General features: G+C 46.5%; 21 protein-coding genes and 4 tRNA genes. 24 read left to right on the top strand and 1 reads right to left on the bottom strand.

Features of this window, described 5'->3' with window-relative positions:
* Positions 1 to 102: 102 nt before the first annotated feature.
* From PAENI_RS31510 to PAENI_RS31455, 12 genes are all read left to right on the top strand, one after another.
* Positions 103 to 180 (top strand) — tRNA-Asp (locus PAENI_RS31510).
* A 66-nt stretch (positions 181 to 246) separates the two neighbouring features.
* A tRNA-Phe gene (locus tag PAENI_RS31505) sits at positions 247 to 319 on the top strand.
* A gap of 9 nt (positions 320 to 328) precedes the next feature.
* Positions 329 to 414, top strand: a tRNA-Tyr gene (locus PAENI_RS31500).
* A 5-nt stretch (positions 415 to 419) separates the two neighbouring features.
* Positions 420 to 492: transfer RNA gene (locus PAENI_RS31495), tRNA-Lys, on the top strand.
* Between the two features lie 149 nt (positions 493 to 641).
* Positions 642 to 1,736, top strand: coding sequence for a PucR family transcriptional regulator (locus tag PAENI_RS31490; protein WP_042183986.1), 1,095 nt, complete (start codon positions 642 to 644; stop codon positions 1,734 to 1,736).
* 114 nt (positions 1,737 to 1,850) lie between these two features.
* Complete coding sequence (locus PAENI_RS31485; protein ID WP_042123255.1) at positions 1,851 to 2,972, top strand: ABC transporter ATP-binding protein; 1,122 nt, start codon at positions 1,851 to 1,853, stop codon at positions 2,970 to 2,972.
* A 210-nt stretch (positions 2,973 to 3,182) separates the two neighbouring features.
* Positions 3,183 to 4,121, top strand: coding sequence for an HPr(Ser) kinase/phosphatase (gene hprK / locus PAENI_RS31480; protein ID WP_042183988.1), 939 nt, complete (start codon positions 3,183 to 3,185; stop codon positions 4,119 to 4,121).
* Between the two features lie 12 nt (positions 4,122 to 4,133).
* Positions 4,134 to 5,165, top strand: a complete 1,032-nt coding sequence (lgt, locus tag PAENI_RS31475; RefSeq protein WP_149647959.1) for a prolipoprotein diacylglyceryl transferase — start codon at positions 4,134 to 4,136, stop codon at positions 5,163 to 5,165.
* Between the two features lie 5 nt (positions 5,166 to 5,170).
* A complete protein-coding gene (gene ppaX, locus PAENI_RS31470; protein WP_076286834.1) occupies positions 5,171 to 5,827 on the top strand; it encodes a pyrophosphatase PpaX in 657 nt (218 codons plus the stop codon).
* Positions 5,824 to 6,333, top strand: coding sequence for an acyltransferase (locus tag PAENI_RS31465; RefSeq protein WP_179281711.1), 510 nt, complete (start codon positions 5,824 to 5,826; stop codon positions 6,331 to 6,333). Before ppaX ends, PAENI_RS31465 begins: the two co-directional genes overlap by 4 nt.
* A gap of 293 nt (positions 6,334 to 6,626) precedes the next feature.
* A complete protein-coding gene (locus PAENI_RS31460; protein ID WP_149647958.1) occupies positions 6,627 to 7,823 on the top strand; it encodes an acyltransferase in 1,197 nt (398 codons plus the stop codon).
* Positions 7,824 to 7,865: 42 nt separating this feature from the next.
* Positions 7,866 to 9,020 (top strand): acyltransferase, encoded by a 1,155-nt coding sequence (locus PAENI_RS31455; RefSeq protein ID WP_149647957.1) that lies wholly within the window; start codon positions 7,866 to 7,868, stop codon positions 9,018 to 9,020.
* A gap of 72 nt (positions 9,021 to 9,092) precedes the next feature.
* On the opposite strand, the gene gntK is transcribed toward PAENI_RS31455, so the two are convergent.
* On the bottom strand, positions 9,093 to 10,622 hold the full coding sequence (gntK, locus tag PAENI_RS31450; RefSeq protein ID WP_149647961.1) for a gluconokinase: 1,530 nt from the start codon (positions 10,620 to 10,622) through the stop codon (positions 9,093 to 9,095).
* A 379-nt stretch (positions 10,623 to 11,001) separates the two neighbouring features.
* Here gntK and PAENI_RS31445 point away from each other — a divergent pair, with 379 nt between their 5' ends.
* The 12 genes from PAENI_RS31445 to trxB all read left to right on the top strand — a co-directional run bounded on the left by PAENI_RS31445 (position 11,002) and on the right by trxB (position 23,203).
* Positions 11,002 to 12,219: an ATP phosphoribosyltransferase regulatory subunit gene (locus tag PAENI_RS31445; RefSeq protein WP_149647956.1), complete on the top strand. Its 1,218-nt coding sequence runs from the start codon at positions 11,002 to 11,004 to the stop codon at positions 12,217 to 12,219.
* 69 nt (positions 12,220 to 12,288) lie between these two features.
* A complete protein-coding gene (gene hisG / locus PAENI_RS31440) occupies positions 12,289 to 12,927 on the top strand; it encodes an ATP phosphoribosyltransferase (protein ID WP_149647955.1) in 639 nt (212 codons plus the stop codon).
* Positions 12,928 to 12,963: 36 nt separating this feature from the next.
* Positions 12,964 to 14,274: a histidinol dehydrogenase gene (gene hisD, locus PAENI_RS31435; protein WP_076286830.1), complete on the top strand. Its 1,311-nt coding sequence runs from the start codon at positions 12,964 to 12,966 to the stop codon at positions 14,272 to 14,274.
* On the top strand, positions 14,261 to 14,869 hold the full coding sequence (gene hisB, locus PAENI_RS31430) for an imidazoleglycerol-phosphate dehydratase HisB (protein ID WP_036687073.1): 609 nt from the start codon (positions 14,261 to 14,263) through the stop codon (positions 14,867 to 14,869). Before hisD ends, hisB begins: the two co-directional genes overlap by 14 nt.
* Before the next feature lies 1 nt (position 14,870).
* Positions 14,871 to 15,494: an imidazole glycerol phosphate synthase subunit HisH gene (hisH, locus tag PAENI_RS31425; protein WP_149647954.1), complete on the top strand. Its 624-nt coding sequence runs from the start codon at positions 14,871 to 14,873 to the stop codon at positions 15,492 to 15,494.
* A gap of 42 nt (positions 15,495 to 15,536) precedes the next feature.
* Positions 15,537 to 16,274, top strand: coding sequence for a 1-(5-phosphoribosyl)-5-[(5-phosphoribosylamino)methylideneamino]imidazole-4-carboxamide isomerase (gene hisA, locus PAENI_RS31420; protein ID WP_076286827.1), 738 nt, complete (start codon positions 15,537 to 15,539; stop codon positions 16,272 to 16,274).
* A 675-nt stretch (positions 16,275 to 16,949) separates the two neighbouring features.
* Positions 16,950 to 17,708, top strand: coding sequence for an imidazole glycerol phosphate synthase subunit HisF (hisF, locus tag PAENI_RS31415; RefSeq protein WP_042123282.1), 759 nt, complete (start codon positions 16,950 to 16,952; stop codon positions 17,706 to 17,708).
* The gene (hisIE, locus tag PAENI_RS31410; protein ID WP_149647953.1) at positions 17,705 to 18,421 is read left to right on the top strand and encodes a bifunctional phosphoribosyl-AMP cyclohydrolase/phosphoribosyl-ATP diphosphatase HisIE; all 717 of its coding nucleotides are present in this window, start codon (positions 17,705 to 17,707) and stop codon (positions 18,419 to 18,421) included. Before hisF ends, hisIE begins: the two co-directional genes overlap by 4 nt.
* 15 nt (positions 18,422 to 18,436) lie before the next feature.
* Complete coding sequence (hisJ, locus tag PAENI_RS31405; protein ID WP_149647952.1) at positions 18,437 to 19,264, top strand: histidinol-phosphatase HisJ; 828 nt, start codon at positions 18,437 to 18,439, stop codon at positions 19,262 to 19,264.
* Positions 19,265 to 19,287: 23 nt separating this feature from the next.
* Positions 19,288 to 20,238, top strand: a complete 951-nt coding sequence (locus tag PAENI_RS31400; protein ID WP_042123288.1) for a ribose-phosphate diphosphokinase — start codon at positions 19,288 to 19,290, stop codon at positions 20,236 to 20,238.
* 234 nt (positions 20,239 to 20,472) lie between these two features.
* Complete coding sequence (locus tag PAENI_RS31395) at positions 20,473 to 22,209, top strand: tetratricopeptide repeat protein (protein WP_076286824.1); 1,737 nt, start codon at positions 20,473 to 20,475, stop codon at positions 22,207 to 22,209.
* A 40-nt stretch (positions 22,210 to 22,249) separates the two neighbouring features.
* A complete protein-coding gene (gene trxB, locus PAENI_RS31390; RefSeq protein ID WP_149647951.1) occupies positions 22,250 to 23,203 on the top strand; it encodes a thioredoxin-disulfide reductase in 954 nt (317 codons plus the stop codon).
* Positions 23,204 to 23,337 lie beyond the last annotated feature (134 nt).

Below are 23,337 nucleotides of genomic sequence, written 5' to 3'. Positions count from 1 at the left end.
GCGGGGTGGAGCAGCCCGGTAGCTCGTCGGGCTCATAACCCGAAGGCCGCAGGTTCAAATCCTGCCCCCGCAACCAATTTTTATCAAGTAATTATATCATGCGGAACCGTGGTGTAGTTGGCCTAACATGCCTGCCTGTCACGCAGGAGATCGCGAGTTCGAATCTCGTCGGTTCCGCCATTTTTTTCCACAAGACTAGGGTGGGAAGTTTAATGCTACCACTTTATTTTTATGTCAATTTAATATGGCTCGATAGCTCAGTCGGTAGAGCAGAGGACTGAAAATCCTCGTGTCGGCGGTTCGAATCCGTCTCGAGCCACTTTTCCCTGGGGGATTAGCGAAGTGGCCAAACGCATCAGACTGTAAATCTGCTCACGTACGTGTTCGGTGGTTCGAATCCATCATCCCCCACCATTTATGAGCCATTAGCTCAGTTGGTAGAGCACCTGACTTTTAATCAGGGTGTCGAAGGTTCGAGTCCTTCATGGCTCATCCCAAACAGAAAGTCATCACCTTATGGTGGTGGCTTTTTTTGTGTTTTATGGTTGTATTATAGTAGCGCGCTACTGTAGCGATTAACATAATATAAGAGAATATGCTAAAATAGGCGAAAAGAGCAAAAGTGGTGGAGCATGGTGACTATGGATAGTGAGACATTGCGGAAAAAATTAGAGCAGCTCACCGGAAAGAGAACCGGAATCAAGCAGTTAGGGAGGCAGCATTCAGCTTCTCTTTTTAGCATGGGATTAGAAGGACAGGATCAGCTGGTAATCCATGAGGGTCATCTCTGGGCACCTTTGTATGAGAGTGACGGACGTATAACCGCTGTCTGGGTAGAAATGGAGGGGCTCACCTCTCTGGAAGTACAACTGGTCAACTATGCAGTTCGAAATTTTGCTATTGCACTTAAAGCTACAGGGCTTAGAGAAGAAGGTGAAGTGGAGGCGCGGCAGCTTGGCGCTTGGTTGAACACGGAGCTAGAGCAAGAGAAGAATGACACTGAAATTCCCGATGAGATCACCCTAAAGGGACGTTTGTTCGGAGATATGATTCCATTCCTCCTTAGTAGTGAGATTGCCCATAGTCCACAGATCTCCTATCGTTCACTGATGAAATTACTGCGTAGCTATTTTGAGAACGAAATTCTGCTCATTCCCCTTCAAGAGAAGGAATGGTTAATTTTAGCTCGAAAAGAATTACTTACGGGCGGGGATGATAAGGATGATGAAGAAGAGAGTGTAGATGATCTTCTAGCACAGACTAGTATGGGGTTACATGAGCTGATAGCTAGTGAATGGGTAGGGGTATTCCATTTGGCAGTAGCTCCGGCTATAGTCCCTGTTAAGGGATTGACTGGATCTGTAGCTTTGCTCAGGGAGACGATTGTACTCGGTCGTATTTTTCAAGTAGGAGAGTATATTCATTTACCTTGGGAACTGCATTTGGAACGTCTGGTTAACAGCATTCCTGATGTACGCCGCAAACAGTTGCTTGGACAAATTGGTGACTATTCCTCTGTACTATCAGATAAAGAAATGCTGCTGACTTTGGAGACCTTTTTTGAGATGGACTGTAATGTAAGTGAAACCGCCAAGAAGTTGTATATCCATCGAAATACGCTGCTTTATCGTCTGGATAAGATAAAACAAGAGACCGGAGCAGATGTACGAAGCTTTGGGGACGCTGCTATTGTTAAGCTTACTATGCTTTTGTATAAAGTGACGAAAAGGAAATAGGTTTTTTGTGAACCTTACAAATAGCCATAGTGTCCCGACTGGGGTAATATAAATGTACAAGGAAACAGAATTTTTATATTAACTAATTAATAATTAACTCGAGGGGGAAATACAATGGCAGGCGTACGTTTAGAGCATATTTTCAAAAAATACCCGGGTTCAGATAAAGCAACAGTAATCGATATCAATCTTGATATTAAAGATAAGGAATTTCTAGTATTGGTTGGACCTTCCGGTTGCGGTAAATCCACAACTTTGCGTATGATCGCTGGTTTGGAAGAAATCTCCGAAGGTAAAATGTACATTGGCGATCGTGTAGTTAATGACGTTGCACCTAAAGACCGCGATATCGCGATGGTATTCCAATCCTACGCCCTGTATCCGCATATGAGCGTATACCAAAACATGGCTTTCGGTTTGAAACTTCGTAAAGTGAAGAAGGATGAAATCGACAAGAAAGTTCGCGAAGCTGCTAAAATTCTTGATATCGAGCATTTGCTAGATCGTAAACCAAAAGCGCTTTCCGGTGGTCAACGCCAACGTGTCGCTTTGGGACGCGCTATCGTACGTGATCCACAAGTCTTCTTGATGGATGAGCCTCTTTCCAACTTGGATGCTAAACTTCGTGGTCAAATGCGTGCTGAAATCACTAAACTGGTTAAGCGCCTTGAAACTACTTGTATCTACGTAACGCATGACCAAACAGAAGCTATGACAATGGGTGATCGCATCGTAGTTATGTATGATGGTATCATTCAACAAGCAGCTTCCCCTGAAGAGTTGTACAATGAACCTACAAACTTGTTCGTAGCTGGATTTATCGGATCCCCTACAATGAACTTTATCAATGGTACTTTGTCCGAAGTGAGCGGTTCTATCCGCTTCCGTGCTGAGAACCTTGATGTTGAAGTACCAGGCGGAAAAGCTCAAATCATCCGCAACAAAGGTTACATCGGTAAAGAAGTAATCATGGGCGTTCGTCCAGAAGATATCCATGAAGAGCCAGTATTCTTGGAAGCTTCCCCGAACACAATCTTCACTTCATTGGTTGATGTTACTGAAAACCTTGGTCACGAAATGCTCCTTTACTTGAGCGGCCTTGGTAAATCTACTGTAATCGCTCGTGTAGATGGACGTTCCACTACTCGCGAAGGCAGCAAGCCTAAATTGGCTATTGATATGAACAAAATTCACTTCTTTGATAAAGAATCCGAAGCTAACATTTTGTTGGGATAAGATTGTAAAGATCTTTTCTCTCTTGATAAAGCCACCCGAAAGGGTGGCTTTATTGTTTAGATGGCCCCTGTTTGGTTAGGCGCTAAGATTGCATTCATAAGCGTTATCAATTAAGATAGCAGGAGAATTACCTCCGGAATGTAAAGAGATCGCTGCCAACCGGACGCAGTAAGCGGACAAATACCGCAGGTGACGAAAGGACGAAATTACATGGCTAAGAAAGTAAAAGTATCTGAATTGGTACAGCATTTTCAATTAGAGGTTATTTCCGGCCAGGAAGGTCTAAAGAGACCCATTACGGTCGATGACCTGAATCGCCCTGGACTAGAGATTGCTGGTTATTTTGAATATTATCCAGAAGAACGTGTTCAATTGCTAGGCAAAACAGAACTCGCTTTTTTCTCCATGCTGCCCGAAGCTGAGCGGAAAAGTCGACTTCGTGGAATTTGTAATGATAACACACCTTGTATTGTAATTACACGTGGTTTGGAAGTGCCTCAGGAGTTAATTGACATAAGTAATGAAAAGGCTCTTCCTGTGCTTCGCAGCTCGATGGCTACGACTATTTTCTCCAGCCGTTTGACGAGCTTCCTAGAAGGAAAATTAGCCCCTACGGCGACTATTCATGGCGTACTTTGTGATGTATATGGTGTAGGTATGCTAATTACGGGTAGTAGTGGGATTGGTAAAAGTGAAACAGCCCTTGAGCTTGTAAAACGCGGTCATCGATTGATTGCTGATGATGCTGTAGAAATCCGTCAGACTTCAGATAACCAGCTGCATGGTACAGCCCCTGAGTTAATCCGTCATTTACTGGAGATCCGTGGAGTAGGTATCATTAATGTAATGACACTTTTTGGTGCGGGTGCCATTCGTAATCATAAACGGATTACACTTGTTGTTAGATTGGAAGCATGGCAGCAAGACAAGCAGTATGATCGACTTGGACTTGATGAGGAAACGACACGGATTATTGACACAGATGTTCCGCTTGTAACGATTCCCGTACGCCCAGGACGTAACCTTGCAGTTATTATAGAGGTTGCAGCGATGAACTATCGCCTGAAACAAATGGGCTTTAATGCAGCCCTGCAGTTCACGAATAAGCTAACTGCGACCATATCTGAAGATATGGATGATCTCGATTAGGAGTGTGAGAGAATGTTCCCATTGGCACTAAATCCTATTTTCTTCTCAATTGGATCACTGCAAGTACACTGGTACGGATTAATACTAGGTTTCGGTGCACTCGCGGGGTTATTTCTTGCGATCCGCGAGGGCAAACGGTTTGGTATACCACAAGAATTCTTTATGGATATGCTGCTGCTAGGTGTGCCTTCGGCCATTATTGGGGCACGGATTTACTTTGTAGCGTTTAAATGGGAGGATTATAAGGATAATTTAATAGATGTCTTTAAGATCTGGAATGGTGGCATCGCCATTTACGGTGCGTTAATTGGAGCCATTATTTGCGGAATTATTTATTTCCGCTATAAAGGCTACCCCTTCTGGCGTATCGTTGATATTTGTGCACCTGGACTACTTGCGGGTCAAATGATTGGACGCTGGGGGAACTTTGTCAACCAAGAGGCATACGGCAGCGTGGTTGAAGAGTCTTTTTTACGGGATAAACTGCATTTACCGGACTTCATTGTGAACCAAATGTACATAGGGGATGCTTTTCATCATCCGACCTTCTTGTATGAATCTCTTTGGAGCTTACTGGGTATCGCGCTACTAATGGTTCTTCGTCGTCAGAAGTTTGTGCGAGCCGGTGAGATCTTCATGTCTTACTTTATATGGTATTCCATCGGTCGTTTCTTCATTGAAGCCATACGTACAGACAGCTTGGCCTTTAATGGAAGTGCAGGCTTGGCATCCTTTATGAACGGATTGTGGAAACCGATGGAATGGTTAGGTTTTGAGCAAGGATACTTGGACCCAAGCTATGGAAATATCCGTATTTCTCAGCTGCTTGCTCTACTGATCATCGTCGCAGCTGTACTGCTTATCATTATTCGTAGGGTCACCGGAGAGCCTAAAGCACATTATTCTGATCCTATCGTATGTACTAAACCGATCAAAGCAGATACCATAGTGCCTGAAAGCGCAGTAAATACACCGCAGAAAGCTCGTCACGGGGCTCAACCTGAGCAAGGACAGCCTGCGGATGGAGATAAGAAGGAGCAGTAAAGCTTATGATAGAGTGCGTTCTTTTTGATCTAGATGGAACGATTGTCGATACGAATGAGCTAATTATTAGTTCGTTTATGTACGCGCTGAAGGACAATGGTCTAGCTCCACTCACTAGGGAAGAGATTATTCCGCATATGGGCACAACCCTTCAGCAACAGATGAGAGTCTTCTCTGGACTTGAGGATGTAAGTGGTGCGCTTGAGAAATCCTACCGTTCTTATAATTATGAACATCACGATGAGTTAGTACGTCCCTTTCCTCAAGTGAATGAGACCATGGAAGAGCTCTTACGTCGTGGAATTAAAATGGGGATTGTGACTACAAAAATTCGTCCAACAACGATTAAATCGCTTGAGATGTTTGATTTGCTAAAGTACATGGATACGATTGTGACGGTGAACGATGTTACTGAACCAAAGCCACATCCAGAGCCTGTTCTGACAGCAGTCAATAACCTTGGCGTTGATCCTCGTAAAACTCTTATGGTGGGTGACAGTACGGTTGATATTCAGTCAGCAAAAGCTGCTGGTGTATATGCGGCTGGAGTATCGTGGTCTTTAAAAGGCGAAGAGACTCTCCGCAAGTATGATCCCGACTATATCATCCATAACATGAAGGATATTATAGAAATTGTGGAGCGAGGAACGAGTGAATCGTGAGAAACGTAACCCGATATCCTGTAGAAGGTCATAACTCACTTTGGTACATTTACCGTACGGTCAGCCCGTGGAAGGGTGTCCGCAACTTTATTTTTATTCAGATTGCCCGTTATTGCCCGATTCTACCGTTAAAGAACTGGATCTATCGTCGGATTCTCGGGATGAAGGTAGGCAAGCATACCTCCTTCGGACTGATGGCGATGGTGGATGTATTTTTTCCGGAAAAAATAACGGTGGGTGAGAACTCTATTATCGGTTATAACACGACGATTCTGGCGCATGAGTATTTAATCAAGGAGTATCGCCTGGGAGAAGTAGTGATTGGTGAAAATGTATTGATTGGCGCGAATACAACGATTCTTCCCGGTGTAACCATCGGTGATTGGGCAGTTGTTGCCGCAGGATCAGTAGTACACAAGAATGTGGCGGCTGGCTCTTTTGTAGGAGGCAATCCACTGCGAGAGCTACGCCCAGCTTCATCGGAAGATTCTTCGGAACAAGTGTAAAAGATGCTTCGTAAACCCTGCAGTTTCATATTGCGTTTTTTTAGCGCAGGATCTGCAGGGTTTCTTGCGTCTTGGAGAAGCTTATTAAGAAAACTTTAAGATCTTCTTAAGTTTTTTATTCGGATATAGGCGGTATAATTAACCTTAGTAATCACGTAAATCCCACGCTAGGCATTCAGCGTCAAATATCAGAATGTAAATTCAGCAAGTGCAGACTTCCTGGTATGTTCAGTTTCCACATTCCGCTTAGCGTCTCTATGAACAACCATCATAGTAGAGAAGAGGAATTTAATATGAATACTGTGAGACAGGAAAGGCTGCCCCAGCTGGATATTTTCAGAGCTCTAGCTATATTAGGAGTGCTGCATGTGCATGCCTCATCTTTTGCTGCTGGAGAGCAGGCACTGCATTCACCTTATTATTACTGGCTGAACTGGATTAACATTTTCTTTAAATTCGGTACGCCCTCATTTATTTTCCTTAGCAGCTTCGTATTGTTTTATAATTATTATGGTCGTCCTGTGACACGTAGCTTGATCATTAATTTCTACCGTCGGCGATTAAAGTATATCTTACTGCCTTATTTGCTAGCTTCTATGGGCTATTATGCACTAACTCTATATGTGAACGGACGATTGATGCAGAGCCTTGGAGATAACTTGTTAAGCTTTTCTAGAGCGTTATTCTCGGGTTCCGCATATGCGCATTTGTATTTTGTCTTTATTAGCATTCAGTTTTATTTGCTTTTTCCAGTGCTGCTTAAGGTACTGCAGAGTTCCCGCTTCTTAATGAAATGGGCGATACCGGTGGGTTTGGCGCTTCAGTGGGGTTTTATTTTTTGGAATAAGTACGAACTGCACATTGTTGAAAAAGGGAGCTTGGCGATCTCCTACCTGGCCTATTATATGATGGGTGCTTATCTCGCCATTCACTTTGAGAAGGTGAAGCTGTGGCTGATAAAGCCATGGAGTGAGCTGGCTGCCAAGCAAAAGAGATGGACTGCCTTATTAGTGAGCTTGTGGTTAATTGCAGCCTTTATCCATGTGCAGCTATGGTATGTAGCCCGCCATTTTGGGGTGTGGACGGATTCGCTGTGGTACGAGCTGTTATGGAATGTTCATACGATGTTATCGGCATTGGTTCTGTTGTACGCTACATTTTTGCTTTATCGAAAGGCCCCTCGTGTGATCGTTGCTTTCTTGAATCGTTTAGGTGAGTTGTCATTTGCAATTTATTTGATTCATCCGCTATTGCTGGCGATATATCGCAGGTTCCGATATCATATTCCCCTGGAATCGCTAACTTATGTTTTCTTCATCTATGGAGGACTTGTAGTTGCACTGGGAGGAAGCTGGTTCATGGTGCAGTTTGCTTTTCGCCGAATTCCTAAGTCATGGATCTTCTTGGGAAGTGTTCCTCGGTCTCTAGAGTCTAGTTCCAAGGTAAAGTCAGGACATGCCTCGGAGGAGATGAGGAAGGTTAATACTTGATTTGGCATCATTTTGATGCGGAGCTTAACAGGAGGAAAGATAATGAGACAAAAAGAAAGAATTCCGCAGCTGGATATTTTTCGAGCGATTGCTATTTTTGCAGTGCTAGCTATTCATGCTACTTCGCGAACGTTGGCGGAGACACTAGGTACAAACATGTTTCATCCGTTCTTATTTATTAATAAATTCAGCCAGTTCGCTGTACCTTCATTCATATTTTTGAGTGGGTTCGTGCTGTTCTATAACTATATTGATCGTCCTCTGGGCGGAAAGACGCTGGGGAAGTTCTACAGTAGAAGGCTGCTTTATATTATCGTGCCTTATGTACTATTTTCACTGTTGTATTTTGCATTAAAAATGACGGCGGGACATACATGGAGTTTACCTCCAGGGGAGATGGCTTCTAAGCTTTGGAAGTATTTGTGGACAGGAACAGCATACACGCATTTGTATTATATTATTATCATTATTCAGTTCTACGTATTGTTTCCACTCATTCTGTGGTGTCTGCAAAAGGTTCGTCGTCTGGCGGCTTGGGCACCGCTAATCGGATTGATTCTACAATGGGGTTTTGTGCTGCTGAATAAATACATGACTAATAATGGGTATTGGCAGTTGTCCAAGGGCAGTCTGGCAATCACTTATTTCTCGTATTTCTTGCTGGGTGCGGGGATTGCAGTATACTATCCTTCTTTGAAAAAGTGGCTGGTACCTTCACGTGAAGGCTGGCGCGCCGGTAAAGGTCCGGTATGGATTACGTTGTGGTTGTTGTGGATCGTAGCTGGGGTTGTTCATGTTGAGCTATGGTTTAACAACTATACGAAGAAAACAGTCATCAATAGTTTATGGTATGAGGGATTCTCTAACCTTCATGCGCTACTCTCTTGTGTGGTGTTGCTACAAGTCTCCTTCTTATTGTACGGAGCGGGCCGAAGCTTGATTACAAGACTGTTGTTATCTGCCGGAGCTTGCTCTTTCGGAATCTATTTACTGCATCCGTTACTGCTATTTTTCTATAGAAAATTACCGTTTCACGGGGGTTCTCTTGCATATACAGCAGCGATTGCTGGGGGTTGGCTCTTTGCGTTATTAGGTTCATGGGTGGTAGTGGAATTTGCCTTCCGATATATTAAATCGGCTTGGATCATCTTCGGCTCGGGTCCACAGAAAGCAAAAGCAGAATCTAAAAGTGCATAGTCTATTGCAAGGAAATATAAAAGCGTCGGTTTTCCCACATATGTGGGCAGACCGACGCTTTTTATTTTTGCCTTATTCTCCAGCTTGTTCTCGCTGAAATTCTGCAATGGCTTGATACTGGCTTTCGAGACTACGGTAGACAGAAATATAGATCGGCAGCAGCTGCTTGTATATTTTGGTATGTTCATCCAATGGATCATGCTTATAGGTTGAACCAATCATGTCAAACACCACGTCAAAGGAATCTACACGACCCGTAGCATAAAGGCCAAGTACAACCGCACCGAGGCAGGAGCTCTCGATACTCTCCGGAATGACAACCTCCTGATCAAAGATATCAGCCATCATCTGCCGCCATACTGAAGAGCGGGCGAAGCCACCAGTGGCAAGGATTCTGCTTGGGCGTCCGATTTGCTCTTCCATAGCAAGGAGAACCATATACATATTGAAGATTACGCCCTCTAGTACTGAGCGAATCATATGCTCCTTATGGTGGTTCATAGAAAGGCCAAAGAAGGAGCCGCGGGCATCCGGATTCCACAGCGGCGCCCGTTCTCCAGTCAAGTAAGGATGGAATAAAAGTCCACCGCTTCCCGCAGGAACTTGCTCTGCAATGCGAGTCAGAACCTCGTAAGGATCAATGCCTAGTCGTTTGGCGGTTTCAACTTCAGAGGCCGCGAACTCATCCCTTACCCAACGGAACAGCATACCACCATTGTTGACGGGTCCTCCAATTACCCAATGTTTTGGGGTTAAGTTATAACAGAAGGTCCGTCCTTTGGGATCGGTGAGCGGGTGATCCACTACGGTACGAATTGCTCCACTCGTACCAATCGTAGCGGCCACTACACCGGGTTCAATTGCACCTACGCCGAGATTGGACAGGACGCCGTCACTGGCGCCAATAACAAATGAGGTTGTAGGGAGCAGCAGAAGTTCCTCAGCCAGACCAGGGAGCAGCCCTTGCATGATCTGCGTGGTGGGAACAAGCCGCGAGAGTTGATCCGCTGTAATATGAGCAATCTCTAAAGCTTCTTTATCCCACTCTAGATTCTCTAGATTGAGCATGCCTGTGGAAGAGGCAATGGAATGATCGATGACGTATTCGCCAAACAATCTTGCGAATATGTATTCTTTAATGGAAATAAATTTATAGGTTTGCTGGAATACGTCAGGCTGCTCTTCGCGAAGCCACATTAGCTTGGTGATTGGAGACATTGGGTGTATAGGTGTGCCTGTGCGTAGATACAATTCATGGCCGTTTAGCTCATCCTTCAAACGAAGTGCGCATCCGGCACTGCGATTATCAGCCCATGTGATGCAGGCAGTTAGGGCCTTACCCAGTTTATCAACTGCAATGACACTGTGCATGGCTGAACTGAAGGAGACGAATAGGATTTCATCCGCAGATACACCGCTTTGCCGCATAACTTTAGAGATAGTATGGAAGACTGCACTCAGGATTTGTTCTGGGTCTTGCTCTGCTATTGAGGGTGAGGGCTGATGTAAGGGATATCCTACATTAGCTTGTGCAGCTATGGCTCCTTTTTCCTCGAAGAGAACTGCTTTGGTACTTGTAGTTCCAATATCAACGCCAATCATATAGGATTTAGTCACGCATTAGCCCTTCTTTCTAGTTGTAAGTAGATTTTTAGAACACTAATTACAGAATTATGAAGTACAATCATATTAGCTCATTATAGTATTGGATAAACGTGGAGGCAAAATAAAGGGATTCCCAAGTATTGGTTCGAAGTACATAAGTGTTTGATTTAGATTTTCTTTGTGAACAATTCAACCTAGGTAGACAAGCTTTAAGCATACAAGCATTAGAATTGAAGTCATAGCTTTACCCCGTTAGATTGACGAAAAAGCAGTGACCATGATACGATATTGAAAATACTTTAATTTGCTACCACTTTACCATAGTAAAGTAAATATAAACAGTATCTAATGATAACTGACGAGGTGAACAATGAAGATGTCCAAACCAAAGGGATTTGAGAAGCCGTCTGGCGTTCGGGACTATCTGCCCCGGGCCGTAACGAAATTACGCAAAATTGAGAATGATGTACTGCATTGCATGAGTCGCTGGGGTTATCAGCAAATGATGACTCCGACGCTAGAATATTACGATACAGTTGGCGTGGCTAGCTCTACGTCCGACCAAAAGCTTTATAAATTGCTCAACAATCGTGGTCAGGCGCTAGTGCTTCGTTCTGAAATGACAGCTCCTGTAGCCCGTGTTGTGGCATCTTTATTAAAGGATGAGCCATTGCCATTGCGGTTGTCCTATCACGCTAATGTTTTCCGTGCCATTGAGGAAGAGGCAGGGCGGGAAACGGAGTTTTTCCAGACAGGGGTCGAGCTGGTAGGTGACGATTCACCTGAGGCTGATGCTGAAGTAGTGGCGCTCGCAATTTCATCTTTGCAGGCTGCGGGTGTGAAATCTTTTAAAATCGCTATGGGGCATGTAGGCTTTCTAAATGGATTATTTCAAGAGGCACTTCCACAATTGCCGGAGGCTCAGGAGGAGCTCAAAAGCCATTTGTTGGGCCGTGACTACGTCTCTTTTCGGGAGACCTTACGCCGGCTGGATCTGACAGAAGCTCAGAAGAATGAACTGGATGGACTATTACGTTTGCGTGGAGGTAAGGAGATCTGTGGACAGGCGCTGGAGCTTAGCGATCATCCGCTTGCCCGTCATTCGATAGATCATTTATGCAAGGTGTGGGAGGTACTGGTCTCTTACGGCGTATCACAGCATGTGCTGATCGATCTGACGATGATCGGGGACTTCTCTTATTATACAGGGATGACTTTCGAAGGCTATGCAGCGGAATTGGGGTTTCCGGTATGTAGTGGAGGCAGATATGATAATCTCCTTCAGCAGTTTGGACGTCCGATCCCTTCTACAGGTTTTTCTTTAAAAACGAATCGTATTCTCGATGGTGTGGCTGGATCGAGCGAAGAGGAAGAGCTGCCTATCTTGATCCAATATGATGCTACTCGCAGAAAAGAAGGTCTGGAAGAGGCAACACGCTTACGGTCGGAAGGGCACGCAGTAGTGACTAGACTGGCAGCAGGTCCAGAAGAGCTTGAAACGGTGAAGCGTCTAGATACGGATACGCTCGAAGCAGATGGTATGCGGTACGGCGAAATCTATACCTTCGTATCTTTTGTAAGTGAACATGGCTGAGATATCGCTAGCAAGAATGAGCGGTTAAGATAAATTTTGTATGGAAATGGAAAAGGAGGCAACTTAACGATGGCACAGATTTTGAAGGTCGCTATGCCAAAAGGTCGGATTTATGAAAAGGCTGCTGAGCTGTTCCGCCAGGCAGGTCTCCCGATTCCACCGGATGGTGAGGCATCCCGCAAGCTTGTTATTCCGCTGCCTGAGGCAGGCATGGAGTTTATATTAGCTAAACCAGTAGATGTACCTACATATGTAGAATATGGTGTGGCCGACATTGGAATCGTGGGTAAGGACGTATTGCTGGAGGAAGATCGTGATGTATATGAGCTGCTTGATCTTGGCATCGCTCGATGCCGGATGTCGATCATTGGATTGCCGAACTGGCAGTCGGGGATTCAGCAGCGTGTAGCGACGAAATATCCGAATGTGGCTTCAAAATATTTCCGGGAGCAGGGACAGCAGGTTGAAGTCGTGAAGCTGAATGGTTCAATTGAGCTTGCGCCGCTGATTGGTCTCGCTGATCGTATCGTGGATATGGTAGAGACGGGCCAAACGCTGCGGGATAACGGATTAATTGAAATGAAGAGCATATTCGAAATTACGAGCCGCCTTGTGGCGAATCGTGTGAGCTATCGGATGAAAAATGAAGAGATACAGCAGCTGTGTGACCGACTACAGGCGGTTATAGGGGAACCAAATTTACGGTAGGTGACAGATGTTAAGGGGTAAAGGGAGGAACCAGCGATGAAGGTTGTATCGAGTAAAGACTTTAAGCTAGAGCGAGAAGTCGAGTATGGAACGCCAGAGCAAAATCAGGCGGTAAAGGAAATTGTATTCGCGATTAAAAAAGAAGGAGACACGGCGCTTCTTCGCTACACGGAGCAATTTGATCGGGTCACGCTCACGCCGAATCAGCTGCGGGTAACGCCGGAAGAGCTTCAGGCGGCGTATGGCCGGGTAGAAGAATCTTTCGTATCCGCTATTCAAGCGGCTGCAGCAAATATCCGGGCTTTTCATGCTAGACAGAAACGGAATTCGTGGATGGATCTTCAGCCCGATGGCACGATTCTGGGACAGATTATTCGTCCGCTGAAGCGGGTAGGGGTATATGTTCCTGGTGGTAAGGCAGCTTATCCTTCCTCGGTGCTGATGAACGTGATCCCTGCACAGATCGCAGGCGTGCCGGAGATCGTTATGGTAACCCCGCCATCCACCGGCGGCAAAGAAGGGATTGATCCTTACATCCTGGTTGCTGCTGCAGAAGCAGGTGTGAATGAAATCTACCGTGTGGGCGGAGCGCAGGCGGTAGCTGCTTTGGCTTTTGGGACGGAGAGCATAGCGCCGGTAGATAAGATATGTGGGCCCGGCAATATATACGTTGCGTTAGCGAAACGCGAGGTATATGGTGCCGTGGACATCGACAGTATTGCGGGACCAAGCGAAATTGTCGTGCTCGCAGATGAGACCGCTGAGCCGGCCTATGTCGCAGCGGATCTGCTCTCGCAGGCCGAGCATGACGAGATGGCCTCGGCGATTCTAGTCACGCCATCGCAGAGCTTGGCGGATAGCGTGGCTGCTGAAGTGGAGCGTCAGCTACAGGAGCTGCCGCGACAGGCGATCGCCCGTTCATCCGTAGAAAATTACGGGGCGATCATTGTTGTGGAATCTATGGAGGAGGGAATCTCCGTAGTGAATCGTTTGGCACCAGAGCATCTAGAGATTGTTGTCGAGGATCCAATGGGCCTTGTGGGCAGCATCGAGAATGCTGGAGCGATCTTCCTGGGAGCGTATAGCTCGGAGCCTGTGGGTGACTATTTTGCCGGACCGAATCATATTATCCCGACCAATGGTACGGCACGCTTCTCATCGCCAGTGGATGTGGATGATTTTATAAAGAAATCAAGTCTGATCTATTACAGTAAAGAAGCTCTCCTGCGGGATGGAAAGACCATTATAGAGCTGGCGCGTCGCGAAGGGTTAGAAGGCCACGCACGAGCCATTGAGATTCGACTCAAGAACGAAGGAAAAGGTGGAGACGGATATGGAGAACAATAATGAACAGGCCTTGCGTCAAGCAGGATTAAGCCGTAAAACAAACGAGACGGATATCAAGCTGTCTCTTAACGTAGATGGAAGTGGAGTTTCCGAGCTGGAGACGGATGTTCCTTTTCTGAATCATATGCTGGACCTATTTACGAAGCACGGCCAGTTTGACCTGTCAGTACAGGCGCGAGGAGATATCGAAATTGATGATCACCACACGGTTGAAGACATCGGGATCTGCCTAGGTCAAGCGCTGCACGAAGCACTTGGTGATAAAAAGGGAATCAAACGTTATGCGAGTGTTTTTGTACCGATGGATGAGGCGTTGGCGCAGGTTGTGATCGATATCAGCAATCGCCCACACTTTGAATATCGCGCAACGTATCCTTCACAGCAGGTGGGCAGCTTTTCGACGGAGCTTGTTCAGGAATTCTTATGGAAGTTCGCGCTGGAAGCTCGGATTACGCTGCATGTGATCGTACACTACGGTTCTAATACACATCACATGATTGAGGCTGTATTCAAGGCGCTCGGACGGGCACTCGATGAAGCGACACTGATTGATCCACGTGTGAAGGGTGTGCCTTCTACGAAGGGAGTGCTGTAGCATGACTGTTGCAATCGTCGATTATGGCATGGGCAACCTGCACAGTGTGAGTAAGGCGGTAGAACGTCTCGGTTATGAGTGTGTAGTGACGGGGGAAGCCGAGCAAATTCTCGCTGCTAATAGTGTCATTCTGCCTGGTGTCGGTGCATTTGGCGATGCGATGGAGCAGCTGCGGGAAAGTGGTTTGGATCGTGTGGTCAAACAGGTAGCTGCCGGAACCCAGCCGCTGCTAGGAATCTGTCTTGGTATGCAACTACTGTTTAGCAGCAGTGAAGAGCATGGCAGCCATGATGGACTTGATATTCTCTCAGGCTCGGTGGTGCGTTTCGCTCCTAGAGATGGCTATAAGGTGCCGCATATGGGTTGGAACAAGCTGAGCTTTAGGCAGCCGCAAAGTCCGCTTTTTGCAGATCTTGATGAGGGTCATGTGTACTTTGTGCACTCTTATCATGCGCTTGTAGCGAATGAGAGTGATCTGCTGGCTGTCACCGATTATGGTTACCCAGTCACAGCTATTGTGGGGCAAGATAATGTGTTCGGCATGCAGTTCCACCCGGAGAAGAGCGGGGAGCTAGGCATCAAGCTGCTGGGAAATTTTTTGAAATTAAAGGGAGAGCGGGCGTAAGCTGCGCTATAAATATAATGTAACGAAAGTGGGGAGCGCCAAATGTCTTCTTTTATTGTATATCCGGCGATTGATATCCGGGATGGAAAATGTGTCAGGCTGCAACAAGGGGATTACAGTCAGGAAACGATATACAATGATAGCCCACTGGAGGTGGCAAAATCATGGGAAGAGCAAGGCGGAAAGTTCATTCATTTGGTGGACTTAGATGGCGCGAAAGCAGGTCATCCTGTGAATGATGCGATTATCGGCGCTATTGCTGCTAATGCTAATGTGCCTGTTCAGGTGGGCGGTGGCCTTCGTAATCTTGCGGACGTGGAAAAATTGCTTGGGCTTGGTGTTAGTCGGGTTATTATCGGAACTGCTGCGATTAACGATCATGCTTTTACTGAAGCGGTATTGGCTAAATACGGTGATAAAGTAGCTATCGGCATTGATGCGCGCAACGGTTATGTTGCGACACATGGCTGGTTGAACACCTCTGAGGTACGTGCTGAGGATCTGGCTAAGGAACTGGCTGCAAAAGGAGCCGAGACGTTCATTTACACCGACATCTCCCGCGACGGGATGATGCAGGGTCCGAACGTGGAGGGCATTGTGTCCATGGCGAAGGTCAGCGGTAAAACGGTGATCGCCTCCGGCGGAGTCACCAGTCTTGATGATCTGTTACGTCTGAACGTACACAGCGGCAGCGGTGTGGGCGGAGCTATTGTTGGCAAGGCGTTGTACACGGGCAATATTGATCTTTCCAAAGCTTTGCAGGCGCTTGGGCAGAAGTAGTGCTGAGTATGTGCGTTAGTTGACGAACCTGACTAATTAACTCGTTCACACTCTGCGAAAAGTCTTATTTAGGGGTGCTGGTTGCATTTTGTGCAATAGAAAGCTGCTTAAAGAAGCTGAATGCTTATCTGATTGCACTTTGTACAATCCAAACAGTACAAAGCTCTTATTTTTGTGGATTTCTCAGGAATCTATTGCACGAAATGCAACAGACGGCACAATTAGATTGTTTGAGGTCGATTCTATTGTACAGAATGCAATAGAACGTTGAACTAGGCTAATAAGCCACTAAGCTATTGAGCGACTAAGGTGGTTTCAGCTAAAGCCTGCTGTGGAATCTGCTGCAATAAGTTAATTAAGCGGCAGGTTGGGCATTATTCCTTTGATAGTATAAGTGTACTTCATACAACTATTGTTCCAATTCAGAATCCTTTAGCTAACGGAGGGCTTGCTGGACGAGCGTTGAAATAACTGCACAATGTGCAATTAAATGAACCGATTATATCATGAGCGCGAGCCCACAGATCGCCTAAATGAATGTGGTCTTGCGGTTGTCGCGAGCCCGTCGTCCTGCTAGAGCAAGAATCGTGGGAACATAGTGATTATAGAGTGAGTGGAGCGGGATTTAGGGGGATCAAAATGTTTTAGGGAAACACATGGAAAGGGGGATTAATAATGTTAGCAAAACGTATCATCCCCTGTCTTGACGTTAAGGACGGACGGGTAGTCAAAGGCGTTAACTTTGTGAATCTGCGTGATGCCGGAGATCCGGTAGAGCTGGCAGCGCTGTATGACCGTGAGGGTGCAGATGAGCTTGTGTTTCTCGATATATCGGCTTCCGTAGAAGGCCGGGCGACCATGATTGAGGTTGTGCGGCAGACCGCAGGTGAAATCGCCATTCCTTTTACAGTGGGTGGAGGGATCTCTACACCTGATGATATGAAGCGGATTCTTCGTGCAGGCGCAGACAAAATCGGCATTAATACGGCTGCTATCACTAACCCACAGTTAATTCTGGAAGGTGCACGCCGTTTTGGTTCTCAATGTATTGTGGTAGCAATAGATGCTAAATATAACGAGGCATTTGGTGAATGGGAAGTGTATACACATGGTGGTCGCAAGCCCACTGGCATCCGTGCTCTGACCTGGGCCAAGGAAGCTGAAAAGCTGGGTGCAGGCGAGATTTTGCTCACAAGTATGGATGCAGATGGGACGAAAGATGGCTTCGACCTGAAGCTGACCTCAGCAGTAAGCGATTTACTTAGTATTCCTGTGATTGCTTCTGGCGGCGCTGGAAAGAAGGAGCATTTTTACGATGTATTTACGGAAGGGAAAGCCGATGCGGGACTGGCGGCGACCATTTTTCACTATAAAGAGATTGCCATTAACGACTTAAAGGCTGACTTGAAGCAAAAAGGGGTAGAGATCCGATGAGCGAAACAGAAAAGAATACATCCATTAGCCAAAAAGAAGCGCTGGCCGGCATTCGCTGGAATGAAGCGGGGTTGGTGCCTACCGTTGTGCAGGATGCTAACACACTAGAAGTTTTGATGGTTGCTTATATGAATTCGGAATCGTTGCAGCTCTCGTTGGAAAGTGGCCAGACCTGGTTCTGGAGCCGCTCACGCAGCGAGCTTTGGCACAAAGGTGGAACCTCAGGCAATACACAAGCGATTACTTCCATATCCTATGATTGCGATAGTGATACACTGCTCGTGAAGGTTGTCCCTGAAGGACCAGCTTGCCATACTGGAGCTACGTCATGCTTTTTCCGTGACATTCCTTTGAATAACCAAGCCGAGGAATCACAGAAATCGGTAGCTAATAGCCTTACGGATGGTGAGCGTTTTGCTGTTCTTGGTGAGCTGGAGCGCGTGATTTCTGAGCGGGAAGTAGAGCGTCCGGAAGGCGCGTATACAACTTATTTGTTCGATAAAGGTGTCGATAAGATCCTTAAGAAGGTAGGCGAAGAAGCCTCTGAAACGATTATTGCCGCCAAAAATAAAGACAATGCCGAGCTGCGTCTTGAAGTTAGTGATCTGATCTACCACTTACTAGTACTGCTACAGGAGCGCAAGCTTCCGCTGGATGAAATCATGGAAGAGTTGAGTACCCGCCACGAGCGCCCACGCCGGGACCAGTACTAGGGAGGGAACTGACGGATGCATATCGATTACCACACGCATCATGAGCGCTGCGGTCATGCCGTGGGCAAGCTTGAGGAGTATGTGCAGCGTGGGATACAGCTTGGTCTTCAGCAGCTAGGGTTATCCGACCACTTGCCGCTCATCCATGTTGATCCCGCTAGCTATTACCCTGAAATGGCCATGCCAATGGCTGAACTGCCTCGTTATGTGGAGGAATGCCTGACGCTGAAGGAACGCTACCGCGGAGTCATAGACCTGCGGGTAGGGCTGGAAGCAGATTATATTGAAGGCTACGAGGATCAAATTCGTGAGATTTTATCTCCTTACCCATGGGATTATCTGATAGGCTCTGTGCATTTTCTCGGGGAGTGGGATATCACAGATTATCGACAGGTTGATGGCTGGGAAGGCAAGGATGAACTAGAGGTATATCGCCTTTATTATGATGCTGTAAAGAAGTCGGCGTTATCAGGATTATATGATATTATAGGACATATGGATGTTATTAAACGGTTCGGCTATGGTCCTCAGACACCAGAAGGTAAAGCAGAGGTGAGAATGCTGGAGCTGGAAACCTTAAAGGTTATAGCGGATAGCGGAATCGCCATGGAGCTGAATGCTTCAGGACTTACCAAGCCATGTGCTGAGATGTTCCCGGCGGAACATCTGCTACAGGAGGCTTTTAAGCTCGGTATACCGCTTACGCTCGGCTCGGATGCACATGACCCTGCCAAGCTTGGTGACGGCTTGCAAGAGGCACGTAGCATGCTTTGGCACACAGGCTTCCGTGAGCTGGCTGTATTTGAGGGACGCCGTCGTACCACTGTTCCGTTCAAACTATAATTTATAATCCGCAGGAGGGTATTATGCATCATCAACAATTACGTATTTTTTCCGGTTCGTCGAATCCAAAGCTGGCGGCAGATATTGCAGAGCGACTTGGTGTTGAATTGGGGCAGATTAAGCTGACCCGTTTCATGAGCGGCGAGATTTACGTGCATTACGAAGAGAGCATCCGGAACTGCGACGTATTTTTGGTGCAATCCCTATCCCATCCCATTAATGAGATGTTCGTGGAACTGCTCGTGATGATAGATGCTGCTAAACGGGCATCAGCACGTACAGTTAACATTATTGTGCCGTATTATGGATACGCTCGACAGGAACGTAAGTCTGCACCTCGTGAACCGATCTCGGCTAAGATGGTAGCTGATGTACTTACGACCGCGGGCGCAACCCGTGTAATTACTATCGATTTGCATGCAGCGGCAATTCAAGGCTTTTTCAACATTCCGGTCGATCATTTGACTGCTCTCGATTTGATCAGCAGCCATTTGAAGGCCAAGGCTATGTCTGATTTGGTCATTGTTTCTCCGGATGCCGGACGTGCATCTATGGCTGAGAAGCTGGCAAATAAGCTGGATTCACCTTTTGCCATTATGATCAAGAAGCGTCCAGCCCATAATGAATCTGTAATCACTCATGTCATTGGTGATGTCGAGGGACGTACGCCGATTATTATCGAGGACCTTATTGATACAGGGACTACCATCGTGAATGTGGTTGAGGGTCTGAAAGAGAGAGGTGCGAAGGACAGTATCGTCTGTGCAACGCATGGATTGTTCTCAGGACCTGCGCTGCAGCGGCTTGACCATCCCTCTGTTCAGGAAGTGGTCATTACGGACTCTATTGCGCTGCCAGATGATCATTCAAGTCGGTTTACGGTCTTATCGGTGGCACCGATGCTTGCACAAGCTACACGTATTATTCTTGAAGGCGGTTCGATCGATAAGCTTTTCAGAGACGCGGGAATTTAATTCCCCGTCTTTTTTGTTTTTATGTGAAAAAGTTGCTGTTTGTGGAGTGGTAGAGTCTTTCTCAACTTGAGAATCTCGCGGTCACATGTGGTATACTGTGTGAAGATAGCCGCACCCATAAAGGGAACGGAATAGCGATTAAGTTTGGAGCTCCGGTATACCCCATTGGGCGCCGTCCTCCTATTTTTTCGTTAGTATAAAAGGAAGCTTCTTATAAGGGGGTGCCTTGCTTCCATGATGGAGAGAACTTCAGAGTATGAGGAGAATGGTAATGTTATTCCTGTCACTCTGAATGCCAATTTTTTCTTTGAAAGAGCCGTTCGGTCCTTGGATCGCTTTCAATATGATAAGGCATTAAAGAATTTTCGCAAAGCTGTAGAGTACGAACCGGAGAACCCGGTAAATCATTGTAACGTAGCAGGTGTATTATCAGAGATGGGTAATTATGAGGCGTCTAACGACATTTTGACCCATGTGCTGGAGAATATTGATCCTGGAATGACGGAATGTTATTTCTATATGGCTAACAACTTCGCCAATATGGAAAGCTATGAGGAGGCAGAACGCTCACTTGTTACTTATCTCGAAGAAGATGTGAACGGTGAATTTCTGGCCGAATCGGAAGAGTTGATGGAACTTCTGCAATATGAGCTGGATCGTCCTGCACCACTTATCCGGATTAGAAGCCGGGAAGGGGTAATAGAGCATGAGCGGGCCCGAGCGCTGTTGGAGGAAGGCAAGTTTACACAAGCCGTAACTTTGCTTGAAGAGATTGTGAGCAATACGCCAGACTTCTTGGCGGCGCATAACAACCTAGCCCTTGCGTATTTCTATATGGGTCGTTTTACCAAAGCCAAAGAATGCATTATGCGGGTGCTTGAACAGGACTCTGGGAATTTGCACGCACTTTGTAACTTGGCGATCTTTTTGCAGTATGAAGGTGACCGCGGGCAACTGGCTGGATTATTACGTCTGCTAGAGACGACTATTCCTTTTCACCAGGAGCATTTATTCAAGATGGCCACTACGATGGGGATTCTGGGACGGCATAGAACCGCCTATGGTCATTTTCGGCGCCTGCTGAAAGATGAGGAAGTCGGCGGTGACGCCAGTTTGTACCATTACTGTGCGGCAGCAGCAAGTAATAGCGGTCTCTATGCAGAGGCTCAGCGTTGCTGGCAAAAAGCTGCTAAGCTGGATCCGGAATCGGCTGTGCCGAGATTTTTTCTGGCCCAACTGCAGCAAGCGCAGGGGGAAGGCAAGGCGTTGTCTCCAATCAGTTACAACTATCAGCTCCCCTTTCAAGAGCAGCTGAAGCTGTGGAAAGATAACAAAGGCAGTTTTGCTGAAGAGGTGCGGAACAATCCACTGCTTCGGTCTTCCTTCTTCTGGGCACTTCGCTACGGTGATGCCAATACGAAGCTTCAGGTTACGGAAGCTCTGCGCTGGATTGAGGATGAAGAAATGTCCGAGATTCTACAAGGACTTCTGAAACAACAGCCATTGCAGGAAGAAAAGCTGCAGGAAGCTGCGCTTCTGAGCCTGCAGCGACTGATTGGTAGTGTTCCGGAGGAAAATGTACTTCAGGAAGCCAAAGAAACTTCTAATGCACGTCTGAAGGGATTGCCAGAATGGAGAGAAGATTGGCAAAAAGTCATCGACCAGACGGTAAGTATGATGGACCGGAGATTTGATGCCGTCCAGAAAAAAGATGCTGAATTACTTTGGAAGCAATTCGTGAGTAGCATATATCCAGATGTTCCTTTTATCCGTCAAACGGAAGGCTGGTGTGCTGCTTTAGAATATCTGATCGCAAAAATGCATAACCTTCCAGTCACCTACCGCGAGGTAGCTCAGCGTTATGACGTATCCGTGTCGATGGTCAGTCGTTATGCTCGGCGTATCGATGATGAATGTAGTTTTCAGGGAAGTGTGAGCGACAGTCTTCCCCCGTTTACTGAAAATATCTAAATTCTTGATGCATAAACCCTATTGTGAGGAGGCCACTGTTATGTACAAAACGATTGTAATCGGAACAGGCCCGGCCGGGCTTACTGCTGCTATTTATCTGGCACGTGCCAACCTTAACCCACTTGTAATTGAAGGGATGCAGCCAGGTGGACAACTGACAACGACAACGGAAGTGGAGAACTTTCCAGGTTTTCCCGAAGGGATTCTCGGCCCGGATTTAATGGACAACATGCGGAAGCAGGCTGAACGTTTTGGTGCTGAATTCAAGAATGGTTGGGTGGATTCAGTGGATTTTTCACAGCGTCCATTTAAAGTGACAGTAGATGGTTTGGGTGTATTAGAGGCAGAGTCGGTAATTATCTCTACCGGTGCTTCTGCCAGATATTTAGGAATACCAGGGGAGCAGGAGAATGTGGGCCGTGGGGTCAGCACTTGCGCTACTTGTGATGGCTTCTTTTTCCGGAACAAGAAGATTATCGTGGTCGGTGGTGGAGACTCTGCGATGGAGGAAGCCAGCTTCTTAACAAGATTTGCTTCTAGCGTAACCGTGGTTCATCGTCGTGATGAGCTCAGAGCTTCAAAAATTATGCAGGACCGCGCACGCGATAACAGTAAGGTTGTGTGGGCACTTAACCGTACACCGCTTGAAGTAACAACCGGCGAGTCTGGAGTTAAGGGACTGACGGTTCGCAACAATGATACAGGGCTTGAAGAACTCATCGAAGCGGACGGCGTGTTTGTCGCTATCGGTCATACGCCGAATACCGGATTCTTGGGCGGTCAGATTACGACCGATACCAATGGTTATATTGTAGTAAATCCAGGTACTACCGAGACGAACATTCCGGGTGTATTCGCTTGCGGCGACGTACAGGATACCCGTTACCGACAAGCGATCTCCGCAGCGGGCACCGGCTGTATGGCAGCAATGGACGCTGAGAAATATCTTGAGGGCACAATGGTACATGACTGGAGCGAAAACTTGGGTAGTTAATTTATCGAGAATTCGTAGTCTAATGACTTATAAGCAGGCAATCCTTTTCCTAAAGGTTGCCTGCTTATTTGTTAATAAATGCCGATCTTATCAGCACTTGTGAAACTTTACACATATATATCCCGTAAAACATT

The sequence above is a fragment of the Paenibacillus sp. B2(2019) genome, from assembly GCF_008370385.1.
Lineage (GTDB): Bacteria > Bacillota > Bacilli > Paenibacillales > Paenibacillaceae > Paenibacillus_AQ.
The sequence above is the reverse complement of the archived record's forward strand: the minus strand, read 5'-3'. Positions and strand labels throughout refer to the sequence as shown.